The sequence below is a fragment of the Streptomyces curacoi genome (genome assembly GCF_001513975.1).
Taxonomy (GTDB): domain Bacteria; phylum Actinomycetota; class Actinomycetes; order Streptomycetales; family Streptomycetaceae; genus Streptomyces; species Streptomyces curacoi.
Map to the genome: position 1 here is coordinate 198935 of NZ_KQ947994.1, position 24089 is coordinate 223023.

23 protein-coding genes are annotated in these 24089 nt (G+C 72.5%); 14 read left to right on the forward strand and 9 right to left on the reverse strand.

The genetic code is table 11. The annotated features are described in order from the left end of the window. The first annotated feature begins 63 nt into the window (after positions 1-63). The 3 genes from AQI70_RS32340 (at position 64) to AQI70_RS32350 (ending at position 2057) form a co-directional block, all read left to right on the forward strand. Positions 64-561 carry a tyrosinase family oxidase copper chaperone gene (locus AQI70_RS32340; protein ID WP_062156002.1) on the forward strand — a complete coding sequence of 166 codons (498 nt, stop codon included), beginning with the start codon at positions 64-66 and terminating at the stop codon, positions 559-561. Beyond that, positions 545-1405: a tyrosinase family protein gene (locus AQI70_RS32345; RefSeq protein WP_062156003.1), complete on the forward strand. Its 861-nt coding sequence runs from the start codon at positions 545-547 to the stop codon at positions 1403-1405. Before AQI70_RS32340 ends, AQI70_RS32345 begins: the two co-directional genes overlap by 17 nt. A 61-nt stretch (positions 1406-1466) precedes the next feature. Then, a complete protein-coding gene (locus AQI70_RS32350) occupies positions 1467-2057 on the forward strand; it encodes a DUF2087 domain-containing protein (RefSeq protein WP_062156004.1) in 591 nt (196 codons plus the stop codon). A gap of 9 nt (positions 2058-2066) precedes the next feature. Here AQI70_RS32350 and AQI70_RS32355 read toward each other — a convergent pair whose 3' ends face one another. Beyond that, on the reverse strand, positions 2067-3026 hold the full coding sequence (locus AQI70_RS32355; RefSeq protein ID WP_062156005.1) for a D-2-hydroxyacid dehydrogenase family protein: 960 nt from the start codon (positions 3024-3026) through the stop codon (positions 2067-2069). A 272-nt stretch (positions 3027-3298) separates the two neighbouring features. Here AQI70_RS32355 and AQI70_RS32360 point away from each other — a divergent pair, with 272 nt between their 5' ends. The 3 genes from AQI70_RS32360 (at position 3299) to AQI70_RS32370 (ending at position 6474) form a co-directional block, all read left to right on the forward strand. After that, positions 3299-4267: an NAD-dependent epimerase/dehydratase family protein gene (locus AQI70_RS32360; RefSeq protein WP_062156006.1), complete on the forward strand. Its 969-nt coding sequence runs from the start codon at positions 3299-3301 to the stop codon at positions 4265-4267. 60 nt (positions 4268-4327) lie between these two features. Beyond that, entirely contained in the window at positions 4328-5116 is a 789-nt protein-coding gene (locus AQI70_RS32365) for an SDR family oxidoreductase (protein WP_062156007.1), read from the forward strand. Between the two features lie 170 nt (positions 5117-5286). Further along, positions 5287-6474, forward strand: coding sequence for an IS701 family transposase (locus tag AQI70_RS32370; protein ID WP_062156008.1), 1188 nt, complete (start codon positions 5287-5289; stop codon positions 6472-6474). Positions 6475-6512: 38 nt separating this feature from the next. Here AQI70_RS32370 and AQI70_RS32375 read toward each other — a convergent pair whose 3' ends face one another. Then, positions 6513-8420, reverse strand: a complete 1908-nt coding sequence (locus AQI70_RS32375; RefSeq protein ID WP_062156009.1) for a helix-turn-helix domain-containing protein — start codon at positions 8418-8420, stop codon at positions 6513-6515. A gap of 309 nt (positions 8421-8729) precedes the next feature. Between AQI70_RS32375 and AQI70_RS32380 the strand changes: the two genes are divergently transcribed. Together AQI70_RS32380 and pabB are read left to right on the forward strand one after the other, a co-directional pair. Then, positions 8730-9512, forward strand: coding sequence for a methyltransferase domain-containing protein (locus tag AQI70_RS32380; RefSeq protein WP_062156010.1), 783 nt, complete (start codon positions 8730-8732; stop codon positions 9510-9512). Positions 9513-9554: 42 nt separating this feature from the next. Then, complete coding sequence (gene pabB / locus AQI70_RS32385; RefSeq protein WP_062156011.1) at positions 9555-11684, forward strand: aminodeoxychorismate synthase component I; 2130 nt, start codon at positions 9555-9557, stop codon at positions 11682-11684. 82 nt (positions 11685-11766) lie between these two features. Here pabB and AQI70_RS32390 read toward each other — a convergent pair whose 3' ends face one another. Next, positions 11767-12708 (reverse strand): transaldolase family protein, encoded by a 942-nt coding sequence (locus AQI70_RS32390; RefSeq protein ID WP_159042714.1) that lies wholly within the window; start codon positions 12706-12708, stop codon positions 11767-11769. A 265-nt stretch (positions 12709-12973) separates the two neighbouring features. On the opposite strand from AQI70_RS32390, the gene AQI70_RS32395 reads away from it, so the two are divergent. The 5 genes from AQI70_RS32395 to AQI70_RS32415 all read left to right on the forward strand — a co-directional run bounded on the left by AQI70_RS32395 (position 12974) and on the right by AQI70_RS32415 (position 18034). After that, positions 12974-14179 (forward strand): 3-deoxy-7-phosphoheptulonate synthase, encoded by a 1206-nt coding sequence (locus AQI70_RS32395; protein WP_079051562.1) that lies wholly within the window; start codon positions 12974-12976, stop codon positions 14177-14179. A 41-nt stretch (positions 14180-14220) separates the two neighbouring features. Then, positions 14221-14991: a 2,3-dihydro-2,3-dihydroxybenzoate dehydrogenase gene (locus AQI70_RS32400; protein ID WP_004001145.1), complete on the forward strand. Its 771-nt coding sequence runs from the start codon at positions 14221-14223 to the stop codon at positions 14989-14991. A 63-nt stretch (positions 14992-15054) separates the two neighbouring features. Beyond that, on the forward strand, positions 15055-15735 hold the full coding sequence (locus AQI70_RS32405) for an isochorismatase family protein (protein ID WP_062156014.1): 681 nt from the start codon (positions 15055-15057) through the stop codon (positions 15733-15735). Continuing rightward, positions 15735-17657, forward strand: coding sequence for an anthranilate synthase family protein (locus AQI70_RS32410; protein WP_062156015.1), 1923 nt, complete (start codon positions 15735-15737; stop codon positions 17655-17657). Before AQI70_RS32405 ends, AQI70_RS32410 begins: the two co-directional genes overlap by 1 nt. Next, the gene (locus AQI70_RS32415; RefSeq protein WP_062156016.1) at positions 17654-18034 is read left to right on the forward strand and encodes a hypothetical protein; all 381 of its coding nucleotides are present in this window, start codon (positions 17654-17656) and stop codon (positions 18032-18034) included. Before AQI70_RS32410 ends, AQI70_RS32415 begins: the two co-directional genes overlap by 4 nt. Positions 18035-18089: 55 nt before the next feature. On the opposite strand, the gene AQI70_RS32420 is transcribed toward AQI70_RS32415, so the two are convergent. Then, complete coding sequence (locus AQI70_RS32420) at positions 18090-18572, reverse strand: AtaL-like protein (RefSeq protein WP_062156017.1); 483 nt, start codon at positions 18570-18572, stop codon at positions 18090-18092. A gap of 216 nt (positions 18573-18788) precedes the next feature. Between AQI70_RS32420 and AQI70_RS32425 the strand changes: the two genes are divergently transcribed. Continuing rightward, on the forward strand, positions 18789-19481 hold the full coding sequence (locus AQI70_RS32425) for an SDR family NAD(P)-dependent oxidoreductase (protein ID WP_004001150.1): 693 nt from the start codon (positions 18789-18791) through the stop codon (positions 19479-19481). Positions 19482-19893: 412 nt separating this feature from the next. Here AQI70_RS32425 and AQI70_RS39295 read toward each other — a convergent pair whose 3' ends face one another. From AQI70_RS39295 to AQI70_RS32445, 5 genes are all read right to left on the reverse strand, one after another. Further along, positions 19894-20040 (reverse strand): hypothetical protein, encoded by a 147-nt coding sequence (locus tag AQI70_RS39295; RefSeq protein WP_159042715.1) that lies wholly within the window; start codon positions 20038-20040, stop codon positions 19894-19896. Positions 20041-20254: 214 nt separating this feature from the next. Beyond that, positions 20255-20512, reverse strand: a complete 258-nt coding sequence (locus AQI70_RS32430; RefSeq protein WP_062156018.1) for an acyl carrier protein — start codon at positions 20510-20512, stop codon at positions 20255-20257. A 45-nt stretch (positions 20513-20557) separates the two neighbouring features. Beyond that, positions 20558-21568, reverse strand: a complete 1011-nt coding sequence (locus tag AQI70_RS32435; RefSeq protein WP_062156019.1) for a beta-ketoacyl-ACP synthase III — start codon at positions 21566-21568, stop codon at positions 20558-20560. Between the two features lie 20 nt (positions 21569-21588). Beyond that, on the reverse strand, positions 21589-22989 hold the full coding sequence (locus tag AQI70_RS32440) for an aldehyde dehydrogenase family protein (protein ID WP_167358929.1): 1401 nt from the start codon (positions 22987-22989) through the stop codon (positions 21589-21591). Continuing rightward, positions 22989-24086, reverse strand: a complete 1098-nt coding sequence (locus AQI70_RS32445; RefSeq protein WP_062156020.1) for an acyl-CoA synthetase family protein — start codon at positions 24084-24086, stop codon at positions 22989-22991. Before AQI70_RS32445 ends, AQI70_RS32440 begins: the two co-directional genes overlap by 1 nt. Positions 24087-24089 lie beyond the last annotated feature (3 nt).

A 24089-nucleotide genomic window follows, 5' to 3' on the forward strand; every position in this document is an offset into this window, starting at 1 on the left:
GTGACCGTGGAGCGTCCCCGTCGGTTACTCGTACGAACAGCCGAACCGTACGAGGAGTGAGCGATGGCCGTCAGTGCAGACGGAGTGTCGGTGGGTGCGGTGCAGGGGGCGGGTCCCCGGGCGAGCGGCGCGCCGGCGGGGCGGACACGGCGGGAGGTGGCGCGGCTGCTGCTCGGCTCCGCCGCCGTGGCGTGCACGCCGGTGCTCGCCGCCTCCCGGCCCTCGCGGTCCGCGGACGAACAGCGGGACACCGGCACCGCCTTCGACGAGACCTACCGCGGCCGCCGGATCCAGGGCTTCCCGCTTCCCGCCGCGGGTCTCAGTGTGCTCGGGCTCGAATGGCGCGTCACCGTGGACGGCCGCCCGCTGCACCTGATGCGCCGGGCCGACGGCACCTGGCTGAGCATGATCGACCACTACAGCTGGTACCGGACCCCGCTGGAGGCGACCCGCGCGGCCGTCGACGAACTCGGGCCCAGCCGGCGGCTGCGCGACCTGGCCCCCGGGCCGTTCGGCGGCGGGCACGCGCACAGGGAGGCAGCACATGGTGTACGTGCGTAAGAACGTGCGGAAGCTGACGCGCAGTGAGAGGCGGCGGTTCGTCGAGGCGCTGCTCGAACTCAAGCGGCGCGGTGAGTACGACGAGTTCGTACGGCTGCACATCGCCTTCTTCCGCGGGGACGGTGACACGGGTCTGCGCGCGGCCCATATGACGCCCTCCTTCCTGCCCTGGCACCGCAGGTTCGTGCTGGACCTGGAGAGCGCCCTGCAGAGTGTCGACGACTCGGTGACGGTGCCGTACTGGGACTGGACCCGGGACCGTTCGACCACCGCCGTGCCGTGGACCGACGATCTGCTCGGCGGCAACGGGCGGCCGCGGGACCGGCAGGTGATGACCGGGCCGTTCGCCTACGTGACGGGCAACTGGACCATCACGGAGAACATCACCAACGTCGAGTACCTCACCCGGGACCTGGGCCGCTCCCGTAACCCGATCGACCTGCCCACCCGGGCCGATCTGAACTGGGCGCTGAAGGACCCGGTGTACGACGTCGCCCCCTGGAACTCCACGGTCACCAAGGGCTTCCGCAACAAGATGGAGGGGTGGGGCAGCGACAGCAACCCCTGGCGCAACCACAACCGGGTGCATCGCTGGGTCGGGGGCGTCATGCTCGGCGGCGCGTCCGTCAACGATCCCGTCTTCTGGCTGGTCCACTCCTTCATGGACATGCAGTGGACCCGCTGGCAGCGGCGCCACCGCAAACACCGCTATCTGCCCGCCAAGCCGCCCGGCCGGGGCAGCCGCCACTACGGCCGGATCGTCGCCCGGCACGAGCCGCTGCCGCCGTGGGACGTGACCCCGGACGAGCTGGAGGACATGTCCGAGATCTACCGGTACGCCTGAGACCCGGCGCGCGGAAAAAAAATCCCTCAGCCCCGCGGCGGGCGTCCACTAGCCTCCCGGCATGGCAACCGATCCGACGGAACAACTGGTCCGGCTGTTCGCCGAGGAGAGCCGGGTGCGCGCCTTCGCCGCGGTCGCGCTGGGCGCGGGCAGTGCCGAGCAGGTCGCCCGGGCGGCGGGGCTGTCGCCGAAGGAGACCGCGACGGCGCTGCGGCGGCTGCGGGAGCAGGGCGTGGTGACGGCGGCGGACGACGGGGAGCTGGGCGTCGCCTACGGCCTGTTCAAGCAGTACGCGCGATCGGCGGCGCAACGGGAGAACGACTCCGAGGCCGCCGAGAGCCCCGCCTCCGGGGACGAGCGGACCGACATGGTCGTACGGACCTTCGTCCGGGACGGCCGGCTGGTCCGGCTGCCCGCGCAGTGGGCCCGCAAGAAGCTGGTACTGCGGTACATCGCCGATCGGACCTTCGAGCCGGGCGTCGAGTACCCGGAGCGGACCGTCGACGACAAGCTGCGCGCCTGGTGCGAGGACAGCGACGACATAGACCATGTGACACTCCGGCGCTACCTGGTGGACCTGCACCATCTGCACCGGAGCGAGGGCGTCTACCGACGGCCGGGCGGGGAGACCGAGTCCGCCGGTATCGCCTGACCGCCGCCGTCAGGGCAGCCGGCGTACCGGTGTGCCCGCCAGGTAGGCCTGGATGTCCTCGACGGCCTGACCGTAGTACGTGGCGTAGTTGGCCTGGGAGACATAGCCCAGGTGGGGTGTGGCGAGCAGGCGGGGGGCGGTGCGCATCGGGTGGTCGGTGGGGAGGGGCTCGACGTCGAAGACGTCGATGCCGGCGCCGGCGATGCGGCCCTCGTGCAAGGCGGCGAGCAGGGCGTCCTGGTCGACGATCGCCGCGCGTGAGGTGTTGATCAGATACGCCGCCGGCTTGAGGAGGGCGAGTTCGGGCGCGCCGAGCAGGCCGCGGGTGCGGTCGCTGAGGGCCAGGTGGACGGAGACGAAGTCGCTCTCGGCGAGCAGCTCCTCCTTGGAGGCGGCCAGGTGGACGCCGACCTCGTCGGCGTACTCCTTGGTGAGGTTCTGGCTCCAGGCGCTGACGTGCATGCCGAAGGCGAGGCCGACCTGGGCCACCCGGCTGCCGATCTTGCCCAGGCCCAGCAGCCCGAGGCGGCGGCCGTGCAGATCGGCGCCTACCGTGCTCTGCCAAGGACCGCCGGAGCGCAGGGCGCCGTTCTCCTGGACGATGCCGCGGGCGAGGCCCAGCAGCAGGGCCCAGGTGAGTTCGACGGGCGGGGTCGAGGAGCTGGCCGTACCGCAGACGGTGACGCCGTGCGCCTCGGCGGCGGCGTAGTCGATGACCGAGTTGCGCATGCCGGAGGCGATCAGCAGCTTCAGCCGGGGCAGACGGGCGATCAGGGAGGCGGGGAAGGGGACGCGTTCGCGCAGGGTGACGACGATGTCGAAGTCGGCGAGGGCCGCGGCCAGGGTGTCCTCGTCGGGGAAGTGGGTGGTGAAGGGGACGACCTCCACGTCGTCCGCGAGCGGGGACCAGTCGGCGACCTCGGTCGCCACGTTCTGGAAGTCGTCGAGCACAGCACAGCGCAGCCGCACGGTGGGGGTCCTTTCGTGGGGTGTCAGGGGCATTGTCGCCAACGCGCCGGGCCGGACGGGATGCCGGGCGGCGAGATGCGGGGCGAGGTGGTCGCGGAGGCGTTCACCGCGTACTCGCGGAAGACGTGCTGTCCTGCCTGGTCAGAGAGCTTCCTCTGCCGGGTGCGCGCACCCTCACGTCGCGTGTTGAGAACCCTTGTGGATCGCACGTAACTTACTCGCGGGCGGCGTCGCCTCGCTGCGGACCGCCGGCCGAGAGGGAGGGACCCGCCTTGTCACCGCGCATCCTCATCACCGGGGCCAGTGGTTTCATCGGGGGCCATACGGCCGCCGCGGCCCTCGGGACCCTCGATGGCGCCACGCCGTCCTCGATCCGCCTCATGCTGCGCAACCCCGATGCGGGGGCGGGGACTTGGGGCAGCGGTCCCGGCGCCGGCTCCCGCGCGGTGGACGTCGTGCGGGGCGACCTGGCCGATCCCGGGTCCCTGCGCGGGATCTGCGACGGCGTCGACGTCGTCCTGCACTGTGCCTCGTACATCGGCGGCGACGAACGCGCCGCCGTCACCGTCAACGATCACGGGACGCGTGCCCTCGTGGCGGAGGCGGCGCGCGCGGGTGTGGGACGCGTGGTCTATGTGAGCACGGCCGCGGTCTACGGGAGAGGGCCGTTCCGCGCCGCGCTCCCGGACCGGTTGCCGCCCGCTCCGGCGTCACCGACCAGCCGCTCCCGCGCCGCCGCCGAGCGGCATGTGCTGGACGCGGGCGGGGTCGTCCTGCGCCCGCACCTGGTGCTCGGGCCGGGGGACCGGTGGGTGGTGCCCGGCCTGGTCACCCTGCTGGGGCTGCTCTCGGCGGGTCTGAGGGGAGGCACCGCCCGGCACTCCGTCGTCGACGTCCGGGCGTTGGGGCGCGCGGTGGTCGCCGCGGGGCTCTCGGACCGGGACCTCGCGGGCGCGCATCACGTCAACCACCCGGATCCGGTGGGCACTTCGGAGCTGCTCGACACCGTGGCCGACCTGCTCGGCCTGCGTCTGCCGGGTGCGCCGCCGACCGTCGACGAGGCCCGCGCACGGCTCGCCGGGCAGCCGCGGGGGCTGCATCACCTCGGCATGCTCGCCGTGGACCACTGGTTCGCGGACGACGGCTTCTGGAGCGGTGTCGGGGTCGGTCCCGGGGCGGGGTTCGCAAAGTCGCTGGCTGAACACGCCGCGTGGTACCGGGAGTTCCTCGGGCAGCGGTGACGAGGTGATGCGGTGACGAGGTGATGCGGTGACGCGGTGGCGAGGTGATACAGCAGTGTCATGGATACCCAACGCGCATTGACGGGCAAGGTCGCACTGGTCACCGGGGCCGGGCGGGGCATCGGCAGAGCCATCGCGGCGCGGCTCGCCCGGGACGGGGCTCTGGTCGCCGTCCACTACGGCCGCAGCGAGGCCGCCGCCCATGAGGTGGTGGCGGAGATACGGAAGAACGGTGGGCGGGCCTTCCCCGTGGGAGCGGAGCTCGGGGTGCCCGGCGACGCCGCCGCGGTCTTCGAGGCCTTCGACGCCGGTCTGGGCGAGCGGACGGACGCGGCGGCGGACGCCGAGGGCTCGCTCGACATCCTGGTGAACAACGCGGGGGTGAGCGGCTCGGGGCCGGTGGGGGAGGCGGTTCCCGAGGTCTTCGACCGGATGATCGCCGTCAACGCCAAGGCCCCGTTCTTCCTGGTGCAGAGCGCGCTGCCGCGGATGCGGGACGGCGGGCGCATCATCAACATCTCCTCGCTCGCCTCACGGCACGCGTTCCCCGAGTCCCTCGCGTACGCCATGTCCAAAGGGGCGCTGGACACGATGACGCTGTGCCTGGCGAAGGAACTCGGCGCCCGTGGCATCACCGTCAACACGGTCGCGCCCGGCTTCATCGAGACGGACATGAACGCCCGGCGCAGGGCGACCCCCGAGGCGCGCGCCGCGCTGGCCGCGCGCTCCGTCTTCGACCGCATCGGCAGGCCTTCCGACGTGGCCGACGTGGTGGCGTTCCTCGCCTCCGACGACGCCCGCTGGGTCACCGGCCAGTACCTCGACGTCAGCGGGGGCACGGACCTGTGACCTGACCGGCGTTTCTCCTGCCCCGGCCGGTGCGCGGTGGTCGGACCAGCGTGGCCGGGCGGATGTGTGTGGCCGGCTCACCTGTTGTCGGCGGACCCCCCGACCGCACCGTGAAAGCACCCCCTCCGCTCTGGAGAACAGCGGGGGTGCCGAGTTAGGGGGTCCTGGAGATGACTGCCGTGAACGCCGTACGACGCCTTCAACCGGAGGTGCCGGACGCCACCGTCGCCGAGCTGTGCGCCGAACTGTTCGCCCTGCTGCCGCGTGCGGACCAGCGGGAGAAGGGGGCGCAGTATCTGTACGGCCTGCTGACGGCCGACGGACGCAAGACCGTGCGCAACATCGCCGCCCATGTCGGGGGCGGTTCGGCCGAGCAGAGCCTGCATCACTTCGTGTCCGCGTCCACCTGGGACTGGATGCCCGTGCGGGCCGCGCTGTGCCGGTATCTGGAGCGGGTGCTGCGGCCACGCGCCTTCGTGGCCCGGCCGCTCGTCATCCCGAAGGCGGGACGGCACTCGGTCGGTGTGGCCCGGCGGTTCGTGCCCAGCCTCGGGCAGGTCGTCAACAGCCAGGAGGCGCTGGGCATCTGGGCCGTCCATGAGGAGGGGAGCGCGCCGGTGCACTGGCGGCTGATGTGCCACGAGGAGCGCCGCAGTGCCGGCACCGTCCTCGGGCGGCTGCGGGCCGGCGCCGAACATCCCACGGTCACGGACGCGGAGTGTGTCGCGGCCACCGCTCTGGAGGTGCGCGAGTGGGGTCTGGGCACACCCCGCCCCGTTGTGGTGGACCTTCCGGACTGCGATCCGCGTGCTCTCGTACGCCTCTTCGCCGAGGAGCGGATGCCGCTGCTGGCCGCCGTCAGCGGAGCCACCCGGGTGACGATCGCCGATCGCGGCCGACTGCCCGGCGACACCGACCGGGAGGTCTCCGCGCAGCAGCTGCTGAAGATGATCCGGGCCATGCGCCGGCCGGTCAGCTGGCGGGACCCGGAGCACGGCGTGACCCGTACGAGCCTGGTGGCCACCGTCCAGGTCACCCTGGCGCCGTCGTCGGAGCGGGTGCTGCTGATCGGCGAGTGGAGCGATCCGCACGGCTGGCCGCAGCGGTACTGGATCAGCAATCTGACCGCGGGTCCCGCGGGTGCGCTGCTGCGGCTGACGAAGCTGGCGCTGCGTGCCGAGACCGACTTCAACCGGATCTCGGTGCCGGTCGGACTCGTCGACTTCGAGGGCCGTTCCTTCAACGGCTGGCACCGGCACATCACCCTGGCCTCGGCCGCCCACGCCGTACGCGCTCTCACGGCGGCCCCGGGGATGAACGAACCGGCACACGACGACAGCGGCCTGCGGACCGCCTGACCCGGGTGGGCCGCGCCCGTCCCCGGACACCGTCGCCGTCAGCCGCTCGTGCGGTCCGCCCGGCGGCGGTCCGGGCCGCGTTGCAGGACGCGGCGGGTGCGGTGCAGCTGGAGGGCCAGCTGGACCTCCAGCGCCTGGGCCGGTTCCTGCCACTTCTCGCCGAGGAGTTCGGTGATGCGTTCCAGCCGCCGTGACACGGTGTTGGGGTGGACGTGGAGCCGCTCCGCCGCGTAGGTGGGGCTGCCGCCGGAGGCGAAGTACTCCTCCAGTGTTCTCGCCAGTTCGGTGCGTTGGAGGTTGTCGTAGTCGAGCACCGCGCCGATGGTGTGGCTGATGAAGTCGCCCGTGTTGGGGTTCTCCGACAACAGCAGCCCGAGGAAACCGAGTTCCTGCGGCGAGGCGGTGCTGCCGATGCCGCCCAGCGCGACCACGGCGTCCAGACAGCGTCTGGCCTCCTGGTACGTGGTGACGACGGCCGCCGGGCACTCGGCCGGGCCCGAACTGCCCGCCGTCACCCGGCGGCCCAGCACCGACGACAGCTCCTTCGACAGGGCGGCCGAGGCGGCGCCCGGGTCGGTGCCGGGCAGCAGGAACACCAGGCAGTCCCCGGCCAGGGTCCGCAGACCGCGGTGCCGGTGCGCGTACGCCGACGCCCACACCAGGGCCCGGCCCTGGATGCCGCCCTCGGGCCGCACGGCCACCACGACATGGGGTTCGTCCAGGTCGAGGGAGAGCCGGCGGGCGCGCTCGGCGACCTGCTCCAGGGCCGACGGCGAGCCGGTGATCAGGTCCCGCAGCAGCTCGTCGCGGGCCTGACCGTCGGCGACGGCCGCGCTGCGCTGCATCAGCAGCAGGATGGCGATGCACTGCGCGACCATGCCGAGCAGCTGGACATGGTGCTCCTCGGTCTCCTCGGGCGGAGCCAGCACCAGCGTGCCGAGCATCTCCTCGCCGGCGGCCGCCGGGGCCACCCACAGTCCGCCGGCCGCGCGCACCGGGCGCCGTTCGGCGTGCGCGTCGAGCGCGGCGGCGGCGACGTCGTCCGCGACCGTCGACTGCGGTAACACACCCGCCGCCGCCAACTCCCGGCCGGCCGGGTCCCGTACGCTCAGCGGGCCGCCGAGGAGCTCGGCCGCCTCGGCGGTGAGCACCTGAAGGTCGCTGCCCGCCAGCACCAGGTCGATCAGCCGGCTGTGGATGCTGCGCAGCTGCTGGGCCAGCTGTGAGGAGCCCCGCTCGCGCAGGGTGTCCTCGGCCAGTTCGGCGATCTCCCGGCGGGTGCCGTCGAGCAGGCGGGCCTTCTCGATGGCGACGGAGACCAGGTCCGCGAGCGACACCATCAGCGAGATCTCGTCGGGCCCGAAATGCCGTACGGAGCGGCCGGCCGCGTACAGGACACCCGAGACCTCGTTGTCGCGCTGGAGCGGCACCGCCATCATGGAGCGCAGACCCTCGGCGCGGACGACCGCGTCGATCTCCTCGGAGTGAGTGAACGTTTCATCGACCAGATAGTCGGACGTCGAGAAGGGCCCGGCCTCCTTCATCGCGCGCAGCCCCAGCCCGCCCACCATGGGCACCCGGAAGCCGACGGTGATGGCCGATGCCTGGCCGTCCGCCGCGCGCACCACCGAGCCGTCCTGCTGGGGGTCGTACAGCGCGACCCAGGACATGTCGACGCCGAACAGCAGCCTGGTGCGGCGGACGATCACCTTCAGCAGGGTGTCGAGCGTGTACGGCAGCGTCAGGTCGCGCACGGTGTCGACCAGTGCCACCAGCCCCGCCTCGCGCTGCCGGCGGCGCTCGAAGAGGTCCCGGATGCGCAGGCTGAGATCCCGGGCCCGCTCCAGTTCGGCCAGTCGCTCCGGGCCGGCGCCGTCGGCTCGGGCGTCGCTGACGACCTTCTCGTACCGGTCCGCGGGGGCTTCCGCCACCAGCAGTTCGAGCATGTCGAGCGCACTCGAACGCGATTCACCTGCTGCTGCGAAATCCCCCACCGTGTTCGTTCCCCCCATAGATACGAGCACACCCGCCCGCAAAATCTAGGTTGGCCCGGAGCCAGTGGTCAACCGGAACCCGAGCCCAAGGTGCAGGTGAACACCACGGGCGGTGGGCCGGCCACCACCCCCCGTCACCGATGGTGTCGCCTGAGCACCTTCTGATGAACACGCTCCACCAGCAAGGCTGACGCTCAGTGCCACGGCCGTGGCACCGCGGGCCGCGTGAGGCGGCAGCAGCCGACGAGATGGGGGAGAGAGATGTCGCAGGCACAGCTGGAACCGGTTGTCGCGCCCAGGCCGCGGGGCGCGGCCGCACCGGAAGCCGGCCGGCTCAGCAGCTACGAGCGGTCGCTGGGGCGCAGCCGTGAGTCGCTCATGCGCAAGGACCGGCCCCGCGTCTTCACGATGTTCGGCCACGAATGGGACCTGTTCCCGGAGGTGTTCGCGCCGGTCTACTCGCCGTCGACCCAAGTCGCGGTCGACTTCCTGGACCTCGCCCGGCCCGGTACCCACGACGGCGGCTCGTTCCTCGAAATGGGCTGCGGCACCGGCCTGGTGGCCGCGATGGCCGTGTTCGCCGGCTACGACCGCGTGGTGGCCTCGGACATCAACCGGATGGCGGTGGCGAACGCGGCGGCCAACGCCGAACGGCACGGCCTCGGAGACCGGTTGCGCGCCGTGCACAGCGACCTGTTCGCGGGCCTGGAGCCCGGCGAGCGGTTCGACGTCGTCTTCTGGAGCTCCAACTACGTACTCGCCCCCGCCGACTACAGCTACCGCTCCCCGCACGAGCAGGCCTACGTCGACCCCGGCTACCGCACGCACCGCCGGTACCTGACCGAAGCCCCGCTGCGGGTCACCCCGACCGGCTCCGCCCTGCTGCATTTCAGCGACCGCGGCGACGTGCCGGCGCTGTACCGGATCGCGGACGAGTGCGGACGCGAGCTGCGTCTGGTGGACGCCCACCGGGTCCGCGAGTGCGAGTACGGCGACGACATGGTCGAGCACCTGCTGTTCGAGATCGTGCCGCGGACCGCCTGACACGCATCGACACGGCTGCCGACGAGGAACCCGAGGACCGACGTGCGCACGCTTCTCATCGACAACTACGACTCGTTCACGTACAACCTCTTCCACCAGCTGACCGAGGTGAACGGCCGGGAGCCGGAGGTCGTCAGGAACGACGACCCGGCATGGCGGGCGGAACTGCTCGACGACTTCGACAACGTGGTGGTATCGCCCGGGCCCGGCACCCCGCACCGCGCCAGTGACCTGGGCATCTCCCGCGAGGTCGTGGCGCAGGGCCGGCTGCCGCTGCTCGGCGTGTGCCTCGGGCACCAGGCGATCGGGCTGCTGCACGGCGCCGAGGTGCACCGGGCGCCCGAGCCGCGGCACGGACGGACCTCGCCCGTGCTGCACTCCGGCACGGGCCTGTTCTGCCGGGTGCCCTCCCCGATGGAGGTGGTCCGCTACCACTCGCTCGCGGTGAGCGCGCTGCCCCCGGAGCTGGAGGCCACCGCCTGGACGCCGGACGGCGTACTGATGGGGCTGCGGCACCGGCTGCGCCCGATGTGGGGGATCCAGTTCCACCCGGAGTCCATCTGCACCCGGGACGGCACGCAACTCCTGCGCAACTTCGCCGAGTTGAGCCGCCCCTACCGCAAGCGGCACCCGCTGCGCCGGCGCCGGTCCCAGACCGCGCCGCCGGTGCGGCCCGCCCCGGACCGGCCGGCCCGGCGGCTGCGGGTGCTGGTCGAGCGGATGCCGACGCGCTGGACGGACGAGGCCGCGTACGCCGTGCTGTTCAAGGGCGGCGACCACGCCTTCTGGCTGGACAGCAGCAGGCCCGACGAACGGCGCGGACGGTTCTCCGTGATGGGGGACGCCTCCGGGCCGCTGGGCCGGGTGGCCACGGCCGACGTCTCCAGCGCGACCGTGAGCGTGCGGTCGGCGACCGGCACCGAGATGTCCGCGGGCCCCTTCCTCGACTGGCTCGACCGGGACCTGCGCGGCATGCGCACCGAAGTGCCGCCGCTGCCCTTCGACTTCGCGCTCGGCTGGGTCGGCTACCTCGGCTACGAACTCAAGGCCGAGTGCGGCGGCGACGCCGTGCACCGCTCGCCGGACCCGGACGCCACGATGGTGTTCGCGGGCCGGGGCCTGGTCCTCGACCACGCCACCGGGACCACCTATCTGCTGGCGCTGGCCGAGGACGGCGCCGCGTTCAGCACCGAGGCGGCGCACGCGTGGCTCGGACGGGCGCGCGGGCGGCTGGAGCGGGAGGCGGCGGGGTGCCGCCCCGAGCCGGCCTCCGGCGCCGGGCCCCGGAGTGCCGCCCCGCCCGCAGGGGCGGAGGGCACGGTCACACTGCGGCACGACCGGGCGGCGTACCTGGCGCTGGTCGAGGCCTGCCAGGAGGAGATCGCCGCGGGGGAGACGTACGAGGTCTGCCTGACCAACATGGCCGAAGTACGCGGCCGTTACGACCCCTGGCAGAGCTATCTGCGGCTGCGCCGCGAGCACCCCGCACCCTTCGCCGCCCTGCTGCAGTTCGGCGGGCTGCACGTACTGAGCACCTCGCCGGAGCGGTTCCTGCGGGTCGGCGCGGACGGGGTGATCGAGTCCGAGCCGATCAAGGGCACCCGGCCGCGGGGCGCGAGCCCGGCCGAGGACGCGGCCCTGGTCGCCGGGCTGCGCAGCGAGGAGAAGGACCGCGCCGAGAACCTGATGATCGTCGACCTGGTCCGCAACGACCTGGGGCGGTGCGCCGTGCCCGGGTCGGTCGAGGCCGACGACATCTTCCGAGTGGAGACCTACGCGACGGTCCACCAGCTGGTGAGCACCGTGCGGGCGCGGCTGCGGCCCGGCCTCGGCGCGGTGGACTGTGTCCGCGCGGCCTTTCCCGGGGGTTCGATGACGGGAGCGCCCAAGGTGCGCACCATGAAGATCATCGACCGTCTGGAGGGCGGGGCACGCGGCGTCTACTCGGGCGCCATCGGCTACCTCTCGCTGACCGGTGCCGCGGACTTCAGCATCGTCATCCGCACGGCGCTGGTCACCGAGGACCGGGTGCGCTACGGCATCGGCGGCGCCGTCATCGCCTTGTCCGACCCGGCCGCCGAGTTCGAGGAGACGGCGGTGAAGGCCGCGCCGCTGCTGCAGCTGACGGGGGCCGCGTTCCCGGAGCGGCAGCAGGACGGCGTCAAGCTCTGAGAGTCCGTACGGCGGTGTCCCGGTGGCGGGGCACCGCCGTACGTCTGTCGGCGCACCGCCCCACGCGGCCGGACAGCCGCCTCTACCCGTCCCCTTGCCCCGACCGCTCCAGCTCACAGGCCACGGCCTCCATGTCGACGCCCAGCTCGGCCAGTTCCTTCAGCGCCCGTCTGCCCGCGGAGGCCGCGCCCATCAGCGCCTCGCCCGCCAACTCCGCCTCCGCCGCGGCCTTTTCCAGCCGCTCCACGGTCAGGATGTGCGCGGTGTTGGCGCCCACCAGGGCGGCCACCTGCGGCGGGGTCGGGTCGGCCCACAGCAGCAGCGGGAGCTGGGCCCCGCCGGTCCTGATGACCCGCCACCAGTCGCTGCTGAGCCGGTCCTCGCGCAGCCCGTAGAGAGTGCGGGCCAGCGCGACGGCCGCGGTGTCGCGGGCGGCGGCGGCCCGTGGGCCGGGCACCGCGTCCAGCCGCGCGTTGACCGCGTCGTCCAGCGTGCCGACCGGGACCCCGGCGACCAGGGTGATCTCGTGCAGCGGCAGCCCGGACGCGAGCGCCCGTTCCATGCCGGCGAAGAAGGCGTCGAGGAGCTGGCCGTAGCGCTGCTCCGAGTACACCGGGCCGGCCTGCACCCCGATGCCCTGGGCGAGACAGTCGCGCAGCGCCATGAGGCCGCCCGCGTCCACCGGCAGCCGCACCAGGAAGTTGGCGCGGCCCACCCGCTCGTGCAGGGCGCGGGCCTCCTCCAGCAGGTCCTCGGCGCTCGTCCCACGCCCGTGGGTGAGGGCCAGCGACACATGTCCGGCCCGCCCCTCGCTCGCCAGGAACACCGGGAGCAGGGCGTCGCAGACCCGGTGCAGAGCGGCGGGCGGCCCCCCGGTGAGCACGGCGCCCGCGACGAGCTCACGACGGCCCAGATGGCTGAGGACATCGACGTCGAAGTCCGCGGTGGTGTCCGCCGACAGCCATGGGGCGACTCCCTCGGCTGCCAGCTGCTGAAGCATGGCACTGGCTGACCGGCTGATCATAAGAGTCAAGCCTAGGGCGACCAGGCGACTCTGTGCATATCCCATGATTCGAATCTGTCAAGTTGCCCCTTGTACCGAACCGGTCGACCGCCCGGCTCTGTCATCCAGCGGCCCACCTATTCCCTCCCGCCTTTCCGTTTCCGGTACTTCGTCACGTGCTGGCGTAATTCCCGGGAAAACCTGACTGAAAAAGCGCCACCTGACGAAGTTCGGATATGTCGATGGAGCGCGGTGTTCACGCTTTCGCAGACTCGACGGCGCAGCCATGCCCGGGCGACCACGAGAGCACTGGAGGTGCCACGTGCATAAAGTCGCGCAATGGAAATCGCGGCCTGCCGACCAACAGCCGGCCTGGCCGGACAAGCAGGTTCTGCGGCAGGTCCACGAGGAATTGAGGGAATCCCCGGCCCTGGTGCGCGGGGCCGACGTGCGTTCGCTGCGCACACTGCTCGGCCGCGCCGCGGCGGGCGAACTGCAGGTGATACAGACGGGTGACTGCGCCGAGGACCCGGCCGAGGCGACGGCCGGTCACGTGGCGCGCAAGACGGCGCTCCTCGACGTCCTCGCGGGGGTGATGAAGGCCCGCTCGCACAAACCCGTCATCCGGGTGGGTCGGCTCGCCGGACAGTTCGGCAAGCCCCGCTCCAGCCCCACCGAGGTCGTCGACGGTGTGGAACTGCCGGTGTACCGGGGGCACATGGTCAACTCGCCCGAGCCCGACCCGGAGTTGCGCCGCCCCGACCCCAAGCGGCTGGTCACCGGCTACCGGGCCGCCGCCGACGTGGTGGAACTGCTCGGCTGGTTCGGTGACGCCGGCCCGCCGCCCGTCGAGGCCCCCGTGTGGACCAGCCACGAGGCGCTGCTGCTCGACTACGAGGCGGCCATGCTGCGCCCCGAACCGGACGGCTCGCTGCTGCTGACCTCGACGCACTGGCCGTGGATCGGCGAGCGCACCCGGCGCCTCGACGGGGCGCACGTGGCCTTCTTCGCCGCGCTCGCCAACCCGGTCGCGGTCAAGGTCGGGCCCACCATGACGCCCGAGGAACTCCTCGCGCTGTGCGGGCAGCTGGACCCGGAGCGGGAGGCGGGGAGGCTCACGCTCATCTCCCGCATGGGCGCCGGCAAGGCGGCCGAGCGGCTGCCCGCCCTGGTGCGCGCGGTCCGCGAGGCGCGGCATCCGGTGCTCTGGCTGTGCGACCCGATGCACGGCAACACCGTGTCCACTCCGCAGGGATTCAAGACGCGGTACGTCGAAACTGTCGTACGCGAGGTCGAGGAATTCCAGACGGCGGTTCTGGAGAACGGCGGTGTGGCCGCTGGGCTGCATTTGGAGACCACCCCGGACGAGGTCCACGAATGCGTGAACGACGCCTCCGGGGTCGGTGAGATCGGGGAGAAGTACACCAGTTACTGCGATCCCCGGCTGAATCCACGACAGGCGGTCGACGTCGTTTCCGCCTGGCGTGCCTGAACGACCGGCCGTGACAGCGGCCGAATAAGGAGCCAACCGTCATGCAGAAGAAAATAGCCCTGGTCACCGGCGCGGCCGGTGGCATAGGAGCGGCGGTGGTGGAGACGCTCGCGGGCCAGGGGATCACGGTGGCCGCCGTCGACCGGGACGGCGACCTGCTGGACGTCCTCGTCAAGGAGGCCGCCGAGCGGGACGAGGACGTCGAGGCGTTCGTCGGGGACGTGACGTCCAGCGCGCTGGTCGAGGAGCTGGTGGGCGACGTCGAGGAGCGGCTGGGGCCGATCGACTTCCTGGTAAACGCCGCCGGCGTGCTCCGGCTCGCCGAGGCACGCGCCCTGACCGACGAGGAGTGGAGCGTCACCTTCGCCGTCAACACCACCGGCGTCTTCTTCGTCTCCCGCGCCGTGGTGAACCGTATGGTCGCCCGGCGCCGGGGCGCGATCGTCACCATCGCCTCCAACTCGGCGGGCACGGCACGCACCGAGATGTCGGCGTACGCCGCGTCCAAGGCCGCCGCGACGATGTTCACCAAGTGCCTGGGCCTGGAGGTGGCGAAGTTCGGCATCCGCGCCAACATCGTCGCCCCCGGCTCCACCGACACCCCGATGCTCACGGCCATGTGGACCGACCAGGGCAGCGCGCGGGCCTCCATCGAGGGCGTCCCGGAGGCGTACCGGGTGGGCATTCCGCTGGGCAAGCTCGCCCGGCCCACGGACGTCGCCAACGCGGTGGCGTTCCTGCTGTCCGACAAGGCGTCCCACATCACCATGCACGACCTGACGGTGGACGGGGGTGCGGCCCTCGGTGTCTGAGCCCTGCGGTCCGCCCCGCGGCCCGTACGCCCGAAACCCCCAGTCCCAGTAAGGAGCACACCTGTGCCAGGCATACCGCCCATCCGCCCCTATCCGCTGCCCACCGCCGCCGACCTGCCCGCCAACACGGTGAGCTGGACGGTCGATCCCGAGCGTGCCGTGCTGCTCGTGCACGATCTGCAGAAGTACTTCCTCGCCCCGTTCCCGGCCGGCCAGGAGCCCGTCGAGTCGCTGGTGCGCAACGCCGCCCGGCTGCGCGAGCGCCTCGCCGCCCTCGGCGTGCCCGTCGCCTACACCGCACAGCCCGGCGGGATGACCGAGGGCCAGCGCGGGCTGCTCAAGGACATCTGGGGCCCCGGCATGACGACCAGCCCCGAGGACCGCCAGGTCGTCGAGCCGGTGGCGCCCGTGGCGGGCGACTGGGTGTTCACCAAGTGGCGCTACAGCGCCTTCCACAACACCGAGCTGCTCCAGCGGATGCGCGCCAGCGGCCGCGACCAGCTGATCATCTGCGGGGTGTACGCACACGTCGGCGTCCTGATGACCGCCCTGGACGCGTTCAGCCACGACATCCAGCCCTTCGTGGTGGCCGACGCGATCGCCGACTTCGGCCGCCGCCACCACCGGATGACCCTGGAGTACGCCGCCGCGCGCTGCGCCTCCCTGACCGTCACGGACGACTTGCTGGCCGCGCTGCCCCTGCCCGCCGGGCGGGAACTGGCGTACTCGGGAGGTGAGCTGTGATGGCGGACGACCTGCTCGCCCTCGTCCTCGCCCCCGAGCCCGGCCCGTTCGCCCTGCTGCACCGCCCCGACACCACCGGCCCGGACCGCCTCGACGTCCTGCTCGGCGCGGTCGGCGAGATCGGCGCGCTGGCCGACATCCCCCTCGACGACACCGCTCCGGCCGGTGACGGGCCGCACCAGGAGGTGCTGGCGCTCGTCCCGTACCGGCAGATCGCCGAGCGCGGCTACGCGGCCCGCGACGACGGGACGCCGCTGCTCGCGATGACCGTCGAGGCCCAGGAAGTGGTGGACGTCGACGAGGTGCGGCGCCGCATACCCGACGCGCCCGTGCGGCTCGCCGCGGGCGGTGCCTTCGACGTCGACGACGACGCCTACGCCGAGATCGTGCGGCGGATCATCAAGGACGAGATCGGCACCGGCGAGGGCGCCAACTTCGTCGTGAAGCGGACGTTCGTCGCCGACATCGGCGAGTACTCGGTCGGTGCCGCGCTGCGCCTGTTCCGGCGGCTGCTGGAGCGCGAGTCGGGCGCGTACTGGACGTTCATCGTGCACACCGGGGAGCGCACGCTCGTCGGGGCCTCGCCCGAGCGGCATGTGAGCGTGGCCGGCGGCCGGGCCGTGATGAACCCCATCAGCGGCACCTACCGCTACCCCGACTCGGGGCCGACGCTGCCCGGCGTCATGGACTTCCTCGCCGACCGCAAGGAGGCCGACGAGCTGTACATGGTCGTCGACGAGGAACTGAAGATGATGGCGCGGGTCTGTGAGAACGGCGGCAGCGTCGTCGGCCCGTACCTGAAGGAGATGGCGCGGCTCGCGCACACCGAGTACTTCATCGAGGGCCACACCACCCGCGACCCGCGCGAGGTGCTGCACGAGACCCTGTTCGCGCCGACCGTCACCGGCTCCCCGCTGGAGAGCGCCTGCAAGGTGATTGAGCGGTACGAGCCCGAGGGCCGCGGCTACTACAGCGGCGTCCTGGCGCTCATCGGCCACGACGAACAGGGCGGGCGCACCCTCGACTCGGCGATCCTCATCCGCACCGCCGACATCGACGCCGGCGGCCGGATGCGCATCGGCGTCGGGGCGACCCTGGTACGCCACTCCGACCCGCTGTCCGAGGTCGCCGAGACCCGCGCCAAGGCGGCCGGTCTGCTGGCCGTGCTCGGCGAGACGGGACCCCGTAGGTTCGGCTCCCATCCCTCGGTGCGGGCGGCGCTGGACGGGCGCAACTCCGGTCTCGCCGGCTTCTGGCTGGCGCCGGACGCCGAACGGCAGCGCGGTGCGGGGCTGCTCGACGGGCGGCGGGTGCTCGTGGTCGACGCCGAGGACACGTTCACGGCGATGATCGGGCATCAGCTGCGGGCGCTGGGCGCGGAGGTGACGGTGCGTCGGTTCGACCAGCCGTACGCCTTCGACGCGCACGACCTGGTCGTGATGGGACCGGGTCCGGGCGATCCGCGGGAGACCGACCACCCGAAGATCGCACACCTGCGGACAGCGATCGACACCTTGCTGGCCGAGCGGCGGCCGTTCGCGGCGGTGTGCCTGAGCCACCAGGTGCTCAGCCTGCGGCTCGGGCTGCCGCTGGTGCGCCGCGACCAGCCGAACCAGGGCGTGCAGCGGGAGATCGACCTGTTCGGGCGCCGGGAGCGGGTCGGCTTCTACAACACGTTCGCGGCCCGCAGCGCCGAGGCCCGGTTCGACGTCGCCGGCATCGGCACCGTCGAGGTCAGCCGCGACCCGGTCACCCGGGAGGTGCACGCCCTGCGCGGGCCCGGATTCCGCTCCATGCAGTTCCACGCGGAGTCGGTGCTCACCGAGGACGGGGTGCGCATCCTCGGCGAGGCGCTGGGCGGGCTGGTCGAGGAGCGGTCCGGTCTCCTCGGGCGGCAGGGCCGGCTGGAGCAGGCCGTATGAGCGCGGTTCCGGTCGCGGGTACGGGGCTCAAGGCGGCCGTGGTCTGGTGGGATCTGGCCGGGACGGGCCGGACGATCGAGTCGCTGCGGGAGTTCCTGCGCGAGGAGGCCGTCGACCGGTTCGCCCAGGTCGAGGGGCTCCGGCTGAAGTTCTGGATCTCGGATCCCGCCACCGAGCGGTGGGGCGCGGTGCTGCTGTGGGAGTCGGCCGAGGCCGCCGCCGCACCGCTGCCCGCGCGAGCCGCCGAGCTGATCGGGGGGCCGCCGGTGCAGCGGACGCTCTTCGACGTCGAGGCGACCGTCGAGGGCCTGCACACGCTGCCTGGCCTGGCCGGGCACGGACTGGCCCTGGAGCCCCTGGAGTCCCCGGCGCCGTGACCCCCACGCCGACCGCCCGGCAGGCCCCCACCGTCGTGGGCCTGCCGGGCGGTTGTCAGTGGTGGGCGACGGGGCGGCCGTGCAGTGCCGTACGGCGCAGGACCGCGGTCATGGCCTTGAGCGTGCCGCAGAAGTCGCAGTCCAGGTCGCGCAGATACTCGCTCTGCGACAGGGCGGTCTCCGTCGGGCCCTCGTCCAGCGTGATGCTCAGGGTGAGGGTGAGCCGGCCCTCGTCGTCGGTGCCGATCTCGTTGCGGATCAGCGAGAGGTCCGTCTCGTCCTGGTTGCGGAACGTGATGACGCCGGCCGCCTCGTCGGGGGTGACCCGCTGGACGAGGAAGCGCTCGCCGCGGTGCGACTCGCGCAGGAAGCCGTCGGGGTACCGCTCCACGATCCGGGAGGACGTGATGGCGGGCACGTACAGGACGGGGTTCTCCGCCTTGTGCAGCATGGCCTGCCACAGCCCGTCCCGGGTCGGGGCCCGGCGCGCCTCCTCGTCCACCCCGTCGATGACCCGGGTCCATGAAATCGTCAGCAATGGAATTCCCTTCGGTCTGCGCGGTACCTGCCGAAAGGGAGTGTCGAAGAGCTTTACGACGAGTGGCAATCGGGCCGGTAGAACTTCGTCACATGCACAGGGTGACCTGACAGGAAACATCGCGTTTCGTTGCCGGTGCGGGACTTCGACGGCAGGCTCGGGTGCGAAAGGCGACGGAGCGAAAAAAAGTCGAGAGCAATAGAGAGGTGAACGTCGATGTCGGCACGATTCGCCGGCCAGATCGTCCTCGTCACGGGAGGCGGAGAGGGGATCGGGCGGGCCGCGTCCGTCGCCTTCGCCGGTGAGGGCGCCACCGTGGTGGTGGCCGGACGACACCTGGAAACCCTGGACAGCACCTGTGAACTGATCGCCCGTCGGGGCGGAAAGGCCGACCTTGTCGTGGCCGACCCGTCGGGCCTGGGCGACGACGGCGCGGAATACATCGTCGCGGAGACCGTACGGCGGCACGGCGCGCTGGACGTGGCCTTCAACAATGTGACCGAACTCGGCCCGAACCAGCCCGTCGGGGAAATCTGCGAAAAGGTATGGGCCGAGACCCTCACCGCCAATCTCACCGGCGTCTGGCTGGCCATGAAGCACGAGATAGCGCACATGGAGAAGGCGGGCCGCGGCGTCATCGTCAACACGGCCAGCAACATCGGCGCGCAGGGCATGCTGCCCGGGCTCGGCGCGTACGCCGCGTCCAAGGCCGCGGTCAGCGCGCTCACCCAGACCGCCGCCCGCGAGTACGCCGACCGCGGCATCCGCATCAACGCCATCAGCCCCTGCCCGCTGGGCCGCGGGGCGAGCGTCGAGCAGATCGCCGACACGGTCGTCTGGCTGGCGTCCGAGGAGGCGTCGTACATCGTGGGCCACGACCTCGTCCTGGACCGCAAGACGACGGTATGAGCGCGCGCACGTCCCCCAGTGCCCCGGCCAGATGGAGGCCGGGGCACTGGCATGTGTACGCGAACGCCCCGGGCCCGACAGCGGACGGCACCCTCCCGTCCGGTGGCGCCCGGGCCGCGCGCCAACTCGGCGGCCCTGCCCCGTGCCGCCGGCAGATAGCGGCGGCCGGGAACTCGCCGAGGGTGGTGGCGCGGGGGTGTGTCGCCGGGAACTTGTCGGGGGTGGTGTGGCGCGCGGGCGTGTCACCGGGGTGGTGGTGGCCTTCGCCGTCACTGCCGCGCCGGAGCCGTGTGGTGGGCGGTGGTGGCGCGGGGGTTTTCGGTGTGGTCCCGCCCGGACCTGGCGGCGGCCGAGAACTCGTCGGGCTGGTGTGGCGCGCGGGCGTGTCACCGGGGTGGTGGTGGCCTCGTCGTCATCGTCGCGCCGGAGTCGTGTGGTGGGCGGTGGTGGTGCGGGGGTCTTCGATGTGGTCCTGCCCGGGCCTGGGGGCGGCCGGGAACTCGTCGGGGGTGGTGTGGCGCGGATGTGCGGCCGGGGCGGTGGTGGTCTTCGTCGTCATCGGCGCGCGCCGGAGGCGTGTGGTGGGCGGTGGTGGTGCGGGGGTCTTCGGTGTGGTCCCGGCGGCGGACGACACATGTCGGAGCGACCCGTCGGTCGGCGTGTTCGGGGTGCGCGGTGGCGTACGTCCGTTCCGGTCGGCCGTGCGACGGCATGCGGAAGGGCCCGGGGCGCGCCGTCCGCGTCCCGGGCCCTTCGGCGGCCGTCGCCTCGGCTCAGGCGATCGGGACGCCCTTGTCCCGCAGCAGCGCGACGGTGTTCTCGATGTTTCCGGCCTCGACTATCTCCTCGTCCTCCAGGGCGACTCCGTACTGGTCGGAGAGGATCACGGCGAGTTCGACGAGGTCGAGGGAGTCGAGCTTCATCGTGCTGAACTCGGCGGTGACGTCGATGTCGCTCGCGGGCACCGAGAACTTCTCGGCCATGATCTCGGTGATGCGCTCGGTGACGGCGCTCTCGGCGAGGGCGGTCATGGGCTCTGCCTTTCGTTCGAAGGGTTGGTACACAGGTGGGTGAGGTCAGTTGGGGGTGACGTCCGGCCACACCAGCGCCGTCGAGCCCCAGGCCAGCCCGCCCCCGAACGCGGTGAGCACCACGCGCTCACCCGGCCGGAGTTCACCGGAGCCGGCCGCGTCGGCGAGGGCGAGGGGGATGGACGCGGCGGAGGTGTTGCCGACGCGGTCCAGGTTCACCACGGCCCGCTCGCGGTCGATGTCGAGCAGGTCGGCGACGGCGTGCAGGATGCGGACGTTGGCCTGGTGGCCGACCAGCCGGTCGACGGACGACTTGGGCCAGCCCAGCCGCTCCAGCAGGGCGGTGGACGACTGGCCCATACGGGTCACCGCCTGGGCGAAGACCTTCTTGCCCTGCATGGTGAAGTACGGGCTCGCGGCCCGCTGCCGGGAGCCGCCGCCCGGGATGGCGATCAGGTCGTGCTGCTCGCCGTCGCTGCCCAGGTCGAAGCCGAGCAGCGCGCCGGGCTCGTCGGCGCGTCCCGCCTCCAGGACGACGGCGCCGGCCCCGTCCCCGAAGATCACCGCGGTGTTGCGGTCCGCCGGGTCGAGGATGCCGGAGTAGGTCTCGGCGCCGATCACGAGCACCCGCTCGGCGACCCCGGTGAGGATCAGCCCCGCCGCGCTGGCCAGGGCGTACACGAACCCGGCGCACACGGCGGCCACGTCGTACGCGGGCACCGGGCCCAGGCCCAGCCGGGCCGCCACCCAGGGCGCGGTCCCCGGGCAGGGGTGGTCCGGCGTGGTGGTGGCGAGGACGACCGCGTCCACGCCGTCCACGCCCGCCGACTTCAGCGCCCGGGCGCCCGCCTCCACGGCGAGGTCACCGGTGGCGGTGCCGGGGTCGGCCCAGAACCGCTGCCGGATCCCGGTGCGGGTGCGGATCCACTCGTCGCTGGTGTCGAGCCGCTCGGACAGCTCGTCGTTGCTGACCGCGCGCGGCGGCAGATAGGTGCCGAGGCCCTTGAGGACGGCGGCGGGCCGCGCGTCGGCTTCGGTTCGCTGGGGGTCGGTCATGGCGATGCCTGGCCTTTCGCTCAGCCGCGTATGACGGTCTTGGTCCGCATCAGGAACTCGCCGAGGTAGCCGTCGTGCGGCACACCGCGGTCCATCCAGTGGGTCGGGTGCTCGCCGAGGTACACGTTGGCGACGGTCGGGTCGGCGACCAGCGTGTCCACCAGGCCCGCGTCCCGGTCCTCGTCGCCGCTGAGGACGCCGAGGACGAGGGTGTCGCCCAGCGGAGCCGTCCCGTCGGACGTGCGGCTCCAGGGCGCCACCCACACACAGGGGAAGGGCAGTTCGGCGGTGTGCCAGCCGCCCTTCAGGTCGGGCGCCTCGAACACGGCCGGACGCAACACCGCGCCGCCGCCCGGGAGTTCCTCCACCACGCCGTCGCCGCCGAGGTGGGCGGTGGCGCCCTTGGCCCGCTCCAGCAGATGCCGCTCCAGCGCCCGCGCCCGCTCCACCGGCTGGACCGGCAGGGCGGCCTTCTCGTCGTCGGCGGGCAGGCTCGGCAGCGCGCCCAGTCGCTCGGCGAGGGCGCGGGCCAGCGGCGCCGGGTCGCCCTCGACGAGGACCGCGGTCGCGTCGACGCACTTGACGCCGCCGTGGTGGGCGATCGAGTCCACGATCAGGTCGAGGTGCGCACGCCAGTCGGCGCCCTCCGTGACCAGGACCTTCGTCCGGCCGGGCCCCTGGACCAGCACGGTCGGGTCGGCGGCGTACTTGCGTACGACGTCGTCACCGCCGTAGACGAGGGACAGGTCGGCGCCCCGCAGCACCTCGTCGGCCACCGCGTGGTCGGTCGGCAGCAGCACCACGTGGTCGTCGCCGAACCCGGTCGCGCGCAGTGCCGCCACCAGGCGGTGCGGGGTGAACGGCTCCCGGCGCGAGGGCCGGATCGCGACCCGGTGGCCGAGGGCGAGCGCCTCCAGCCACAGGGCGTGCGGGGCGGGGTGGTTGCCCGCCGCGTTCACGGCGAGGACCTCGCCGCGCCGGGTCCACACCGCGGCGCCGGTACGGGTGCGCGCGTCCCGCCAGTCGAGCACCGCGCCGCCGGGCAGCGCGCCGTACGCGCCGGCCAGCGCGCGCCGCGCGGAGTCGGCGATCTCGTCGGCGGCGGATCGTACGGCCGGCAGCGGGATGCCGGAGACCCGCGCCACGGTCCGCTCGTACTCCTCGTACGACAGGCCCTCCACGGTCTCCTCGCGGAACACCCGCCCGGCCTCGGCGAGGGCGGCGAGCCGCCGCTCCAGCGGCAGCGGGGCCGCCTTGTGCAGGGCTGCCAGCGCCCGGGTGACGAACAGCCGGGGAGTCAGGCTGAGTTCGGCGACCGGGGCGCCGGTGGTGTCGGTGACGGTCTCGCGCTTGCGGGCGCGGTACGGGCCCGACGGCCCCAGCGCGTCCAGGAGATGAGGCTCGGTCATCCGCTCGGTCATCAGTAGACCCCCTCGATGACCTTCTCGTCGTCGAACTCCGGCACCGGCGCGATGTCCGCGACCGCGTCGCCGACCTGGCCCGGCAGCGGGCGGATGCGGGTGGCGAAGTCCCGCTCCAGGTTGTTCGGCAGGAACAGGCTCTTGCCGACGTAGTGCATGACGACCCGGCCGCGCTCGCCGTACTCGACGGGCCTGCGCTCCTTCAGGTCGATGACGTTGTACGTCATGTACGGCGAGAAGGGGTCGTAGACGCACGGCTCGTCGTCGGTGAGGCCGGGGCGCTCGCTGACGTGGCCGAGCGTCATGGTGTTGCCGAAGCCGCTGCACAGCACGGCGTCCGGGAACAGCTCGGTGCGGTAGAGGTTGCGGGTGTCCGGGTCGAGCTGGGTGCCCACCCACATGATCGCGCGGACCTTCTTGCGCACCAGGTCGACCAGTTCGTCCCGGCGGCACAGCCGCTCCAGGACCGGCGGCGTGAGCATCAGGACGCCGATGTCCTGGGAGCGCAGCGGGTGCTGGAGCTGGTCGATGAGGTGCTCGGTGTACAGGTCGGCCTCGGTCTGCTCACCCCGGGCGATGATCTTCTTCACCCAGCGCGGGTCGACGTCCACCGTGAAGGACAGCCCGCCGCGCTCGGCCACCAGCTGCTGGAAGGACGCGCCGACCATGTGCGGCCCGGACGGGATGGCCATCAGCCAGTTCACGTCGCGCGGCACCCCGTGCGCGTCGAGCTGGGCGTTGCTGTGGGCCAGCAGCAGGTCGAGCCACTCCTGGAGCATGACGACACGCTTGGGCGCGCCGGTGGTGCCGCCGCTGTCGAAGACGCCGACGACCTTCGGGCGGGGCCCGTAGCCGCGCGGGATCAGGTCCTCGGCGCGCACGTCCCTGAGCTCGTTGGCGAGGTTCGGGAAGAGCTTCAGGTCGTCGAAGGTGCGGACGTCGGCCAGCGGGTCGAATTCCAGCCGGTCGGCGCGTTCCAGCCAGAACGGCGCTCCGGTCTCCTCGGAGAAGTGCCAGCGGATCGCGGCACGGAGGAATTCGTCGGGGTCCGGCGTGACACCGTAGGGAAGTTCGAGAATCGGGTCTGTGGCGGACAACTG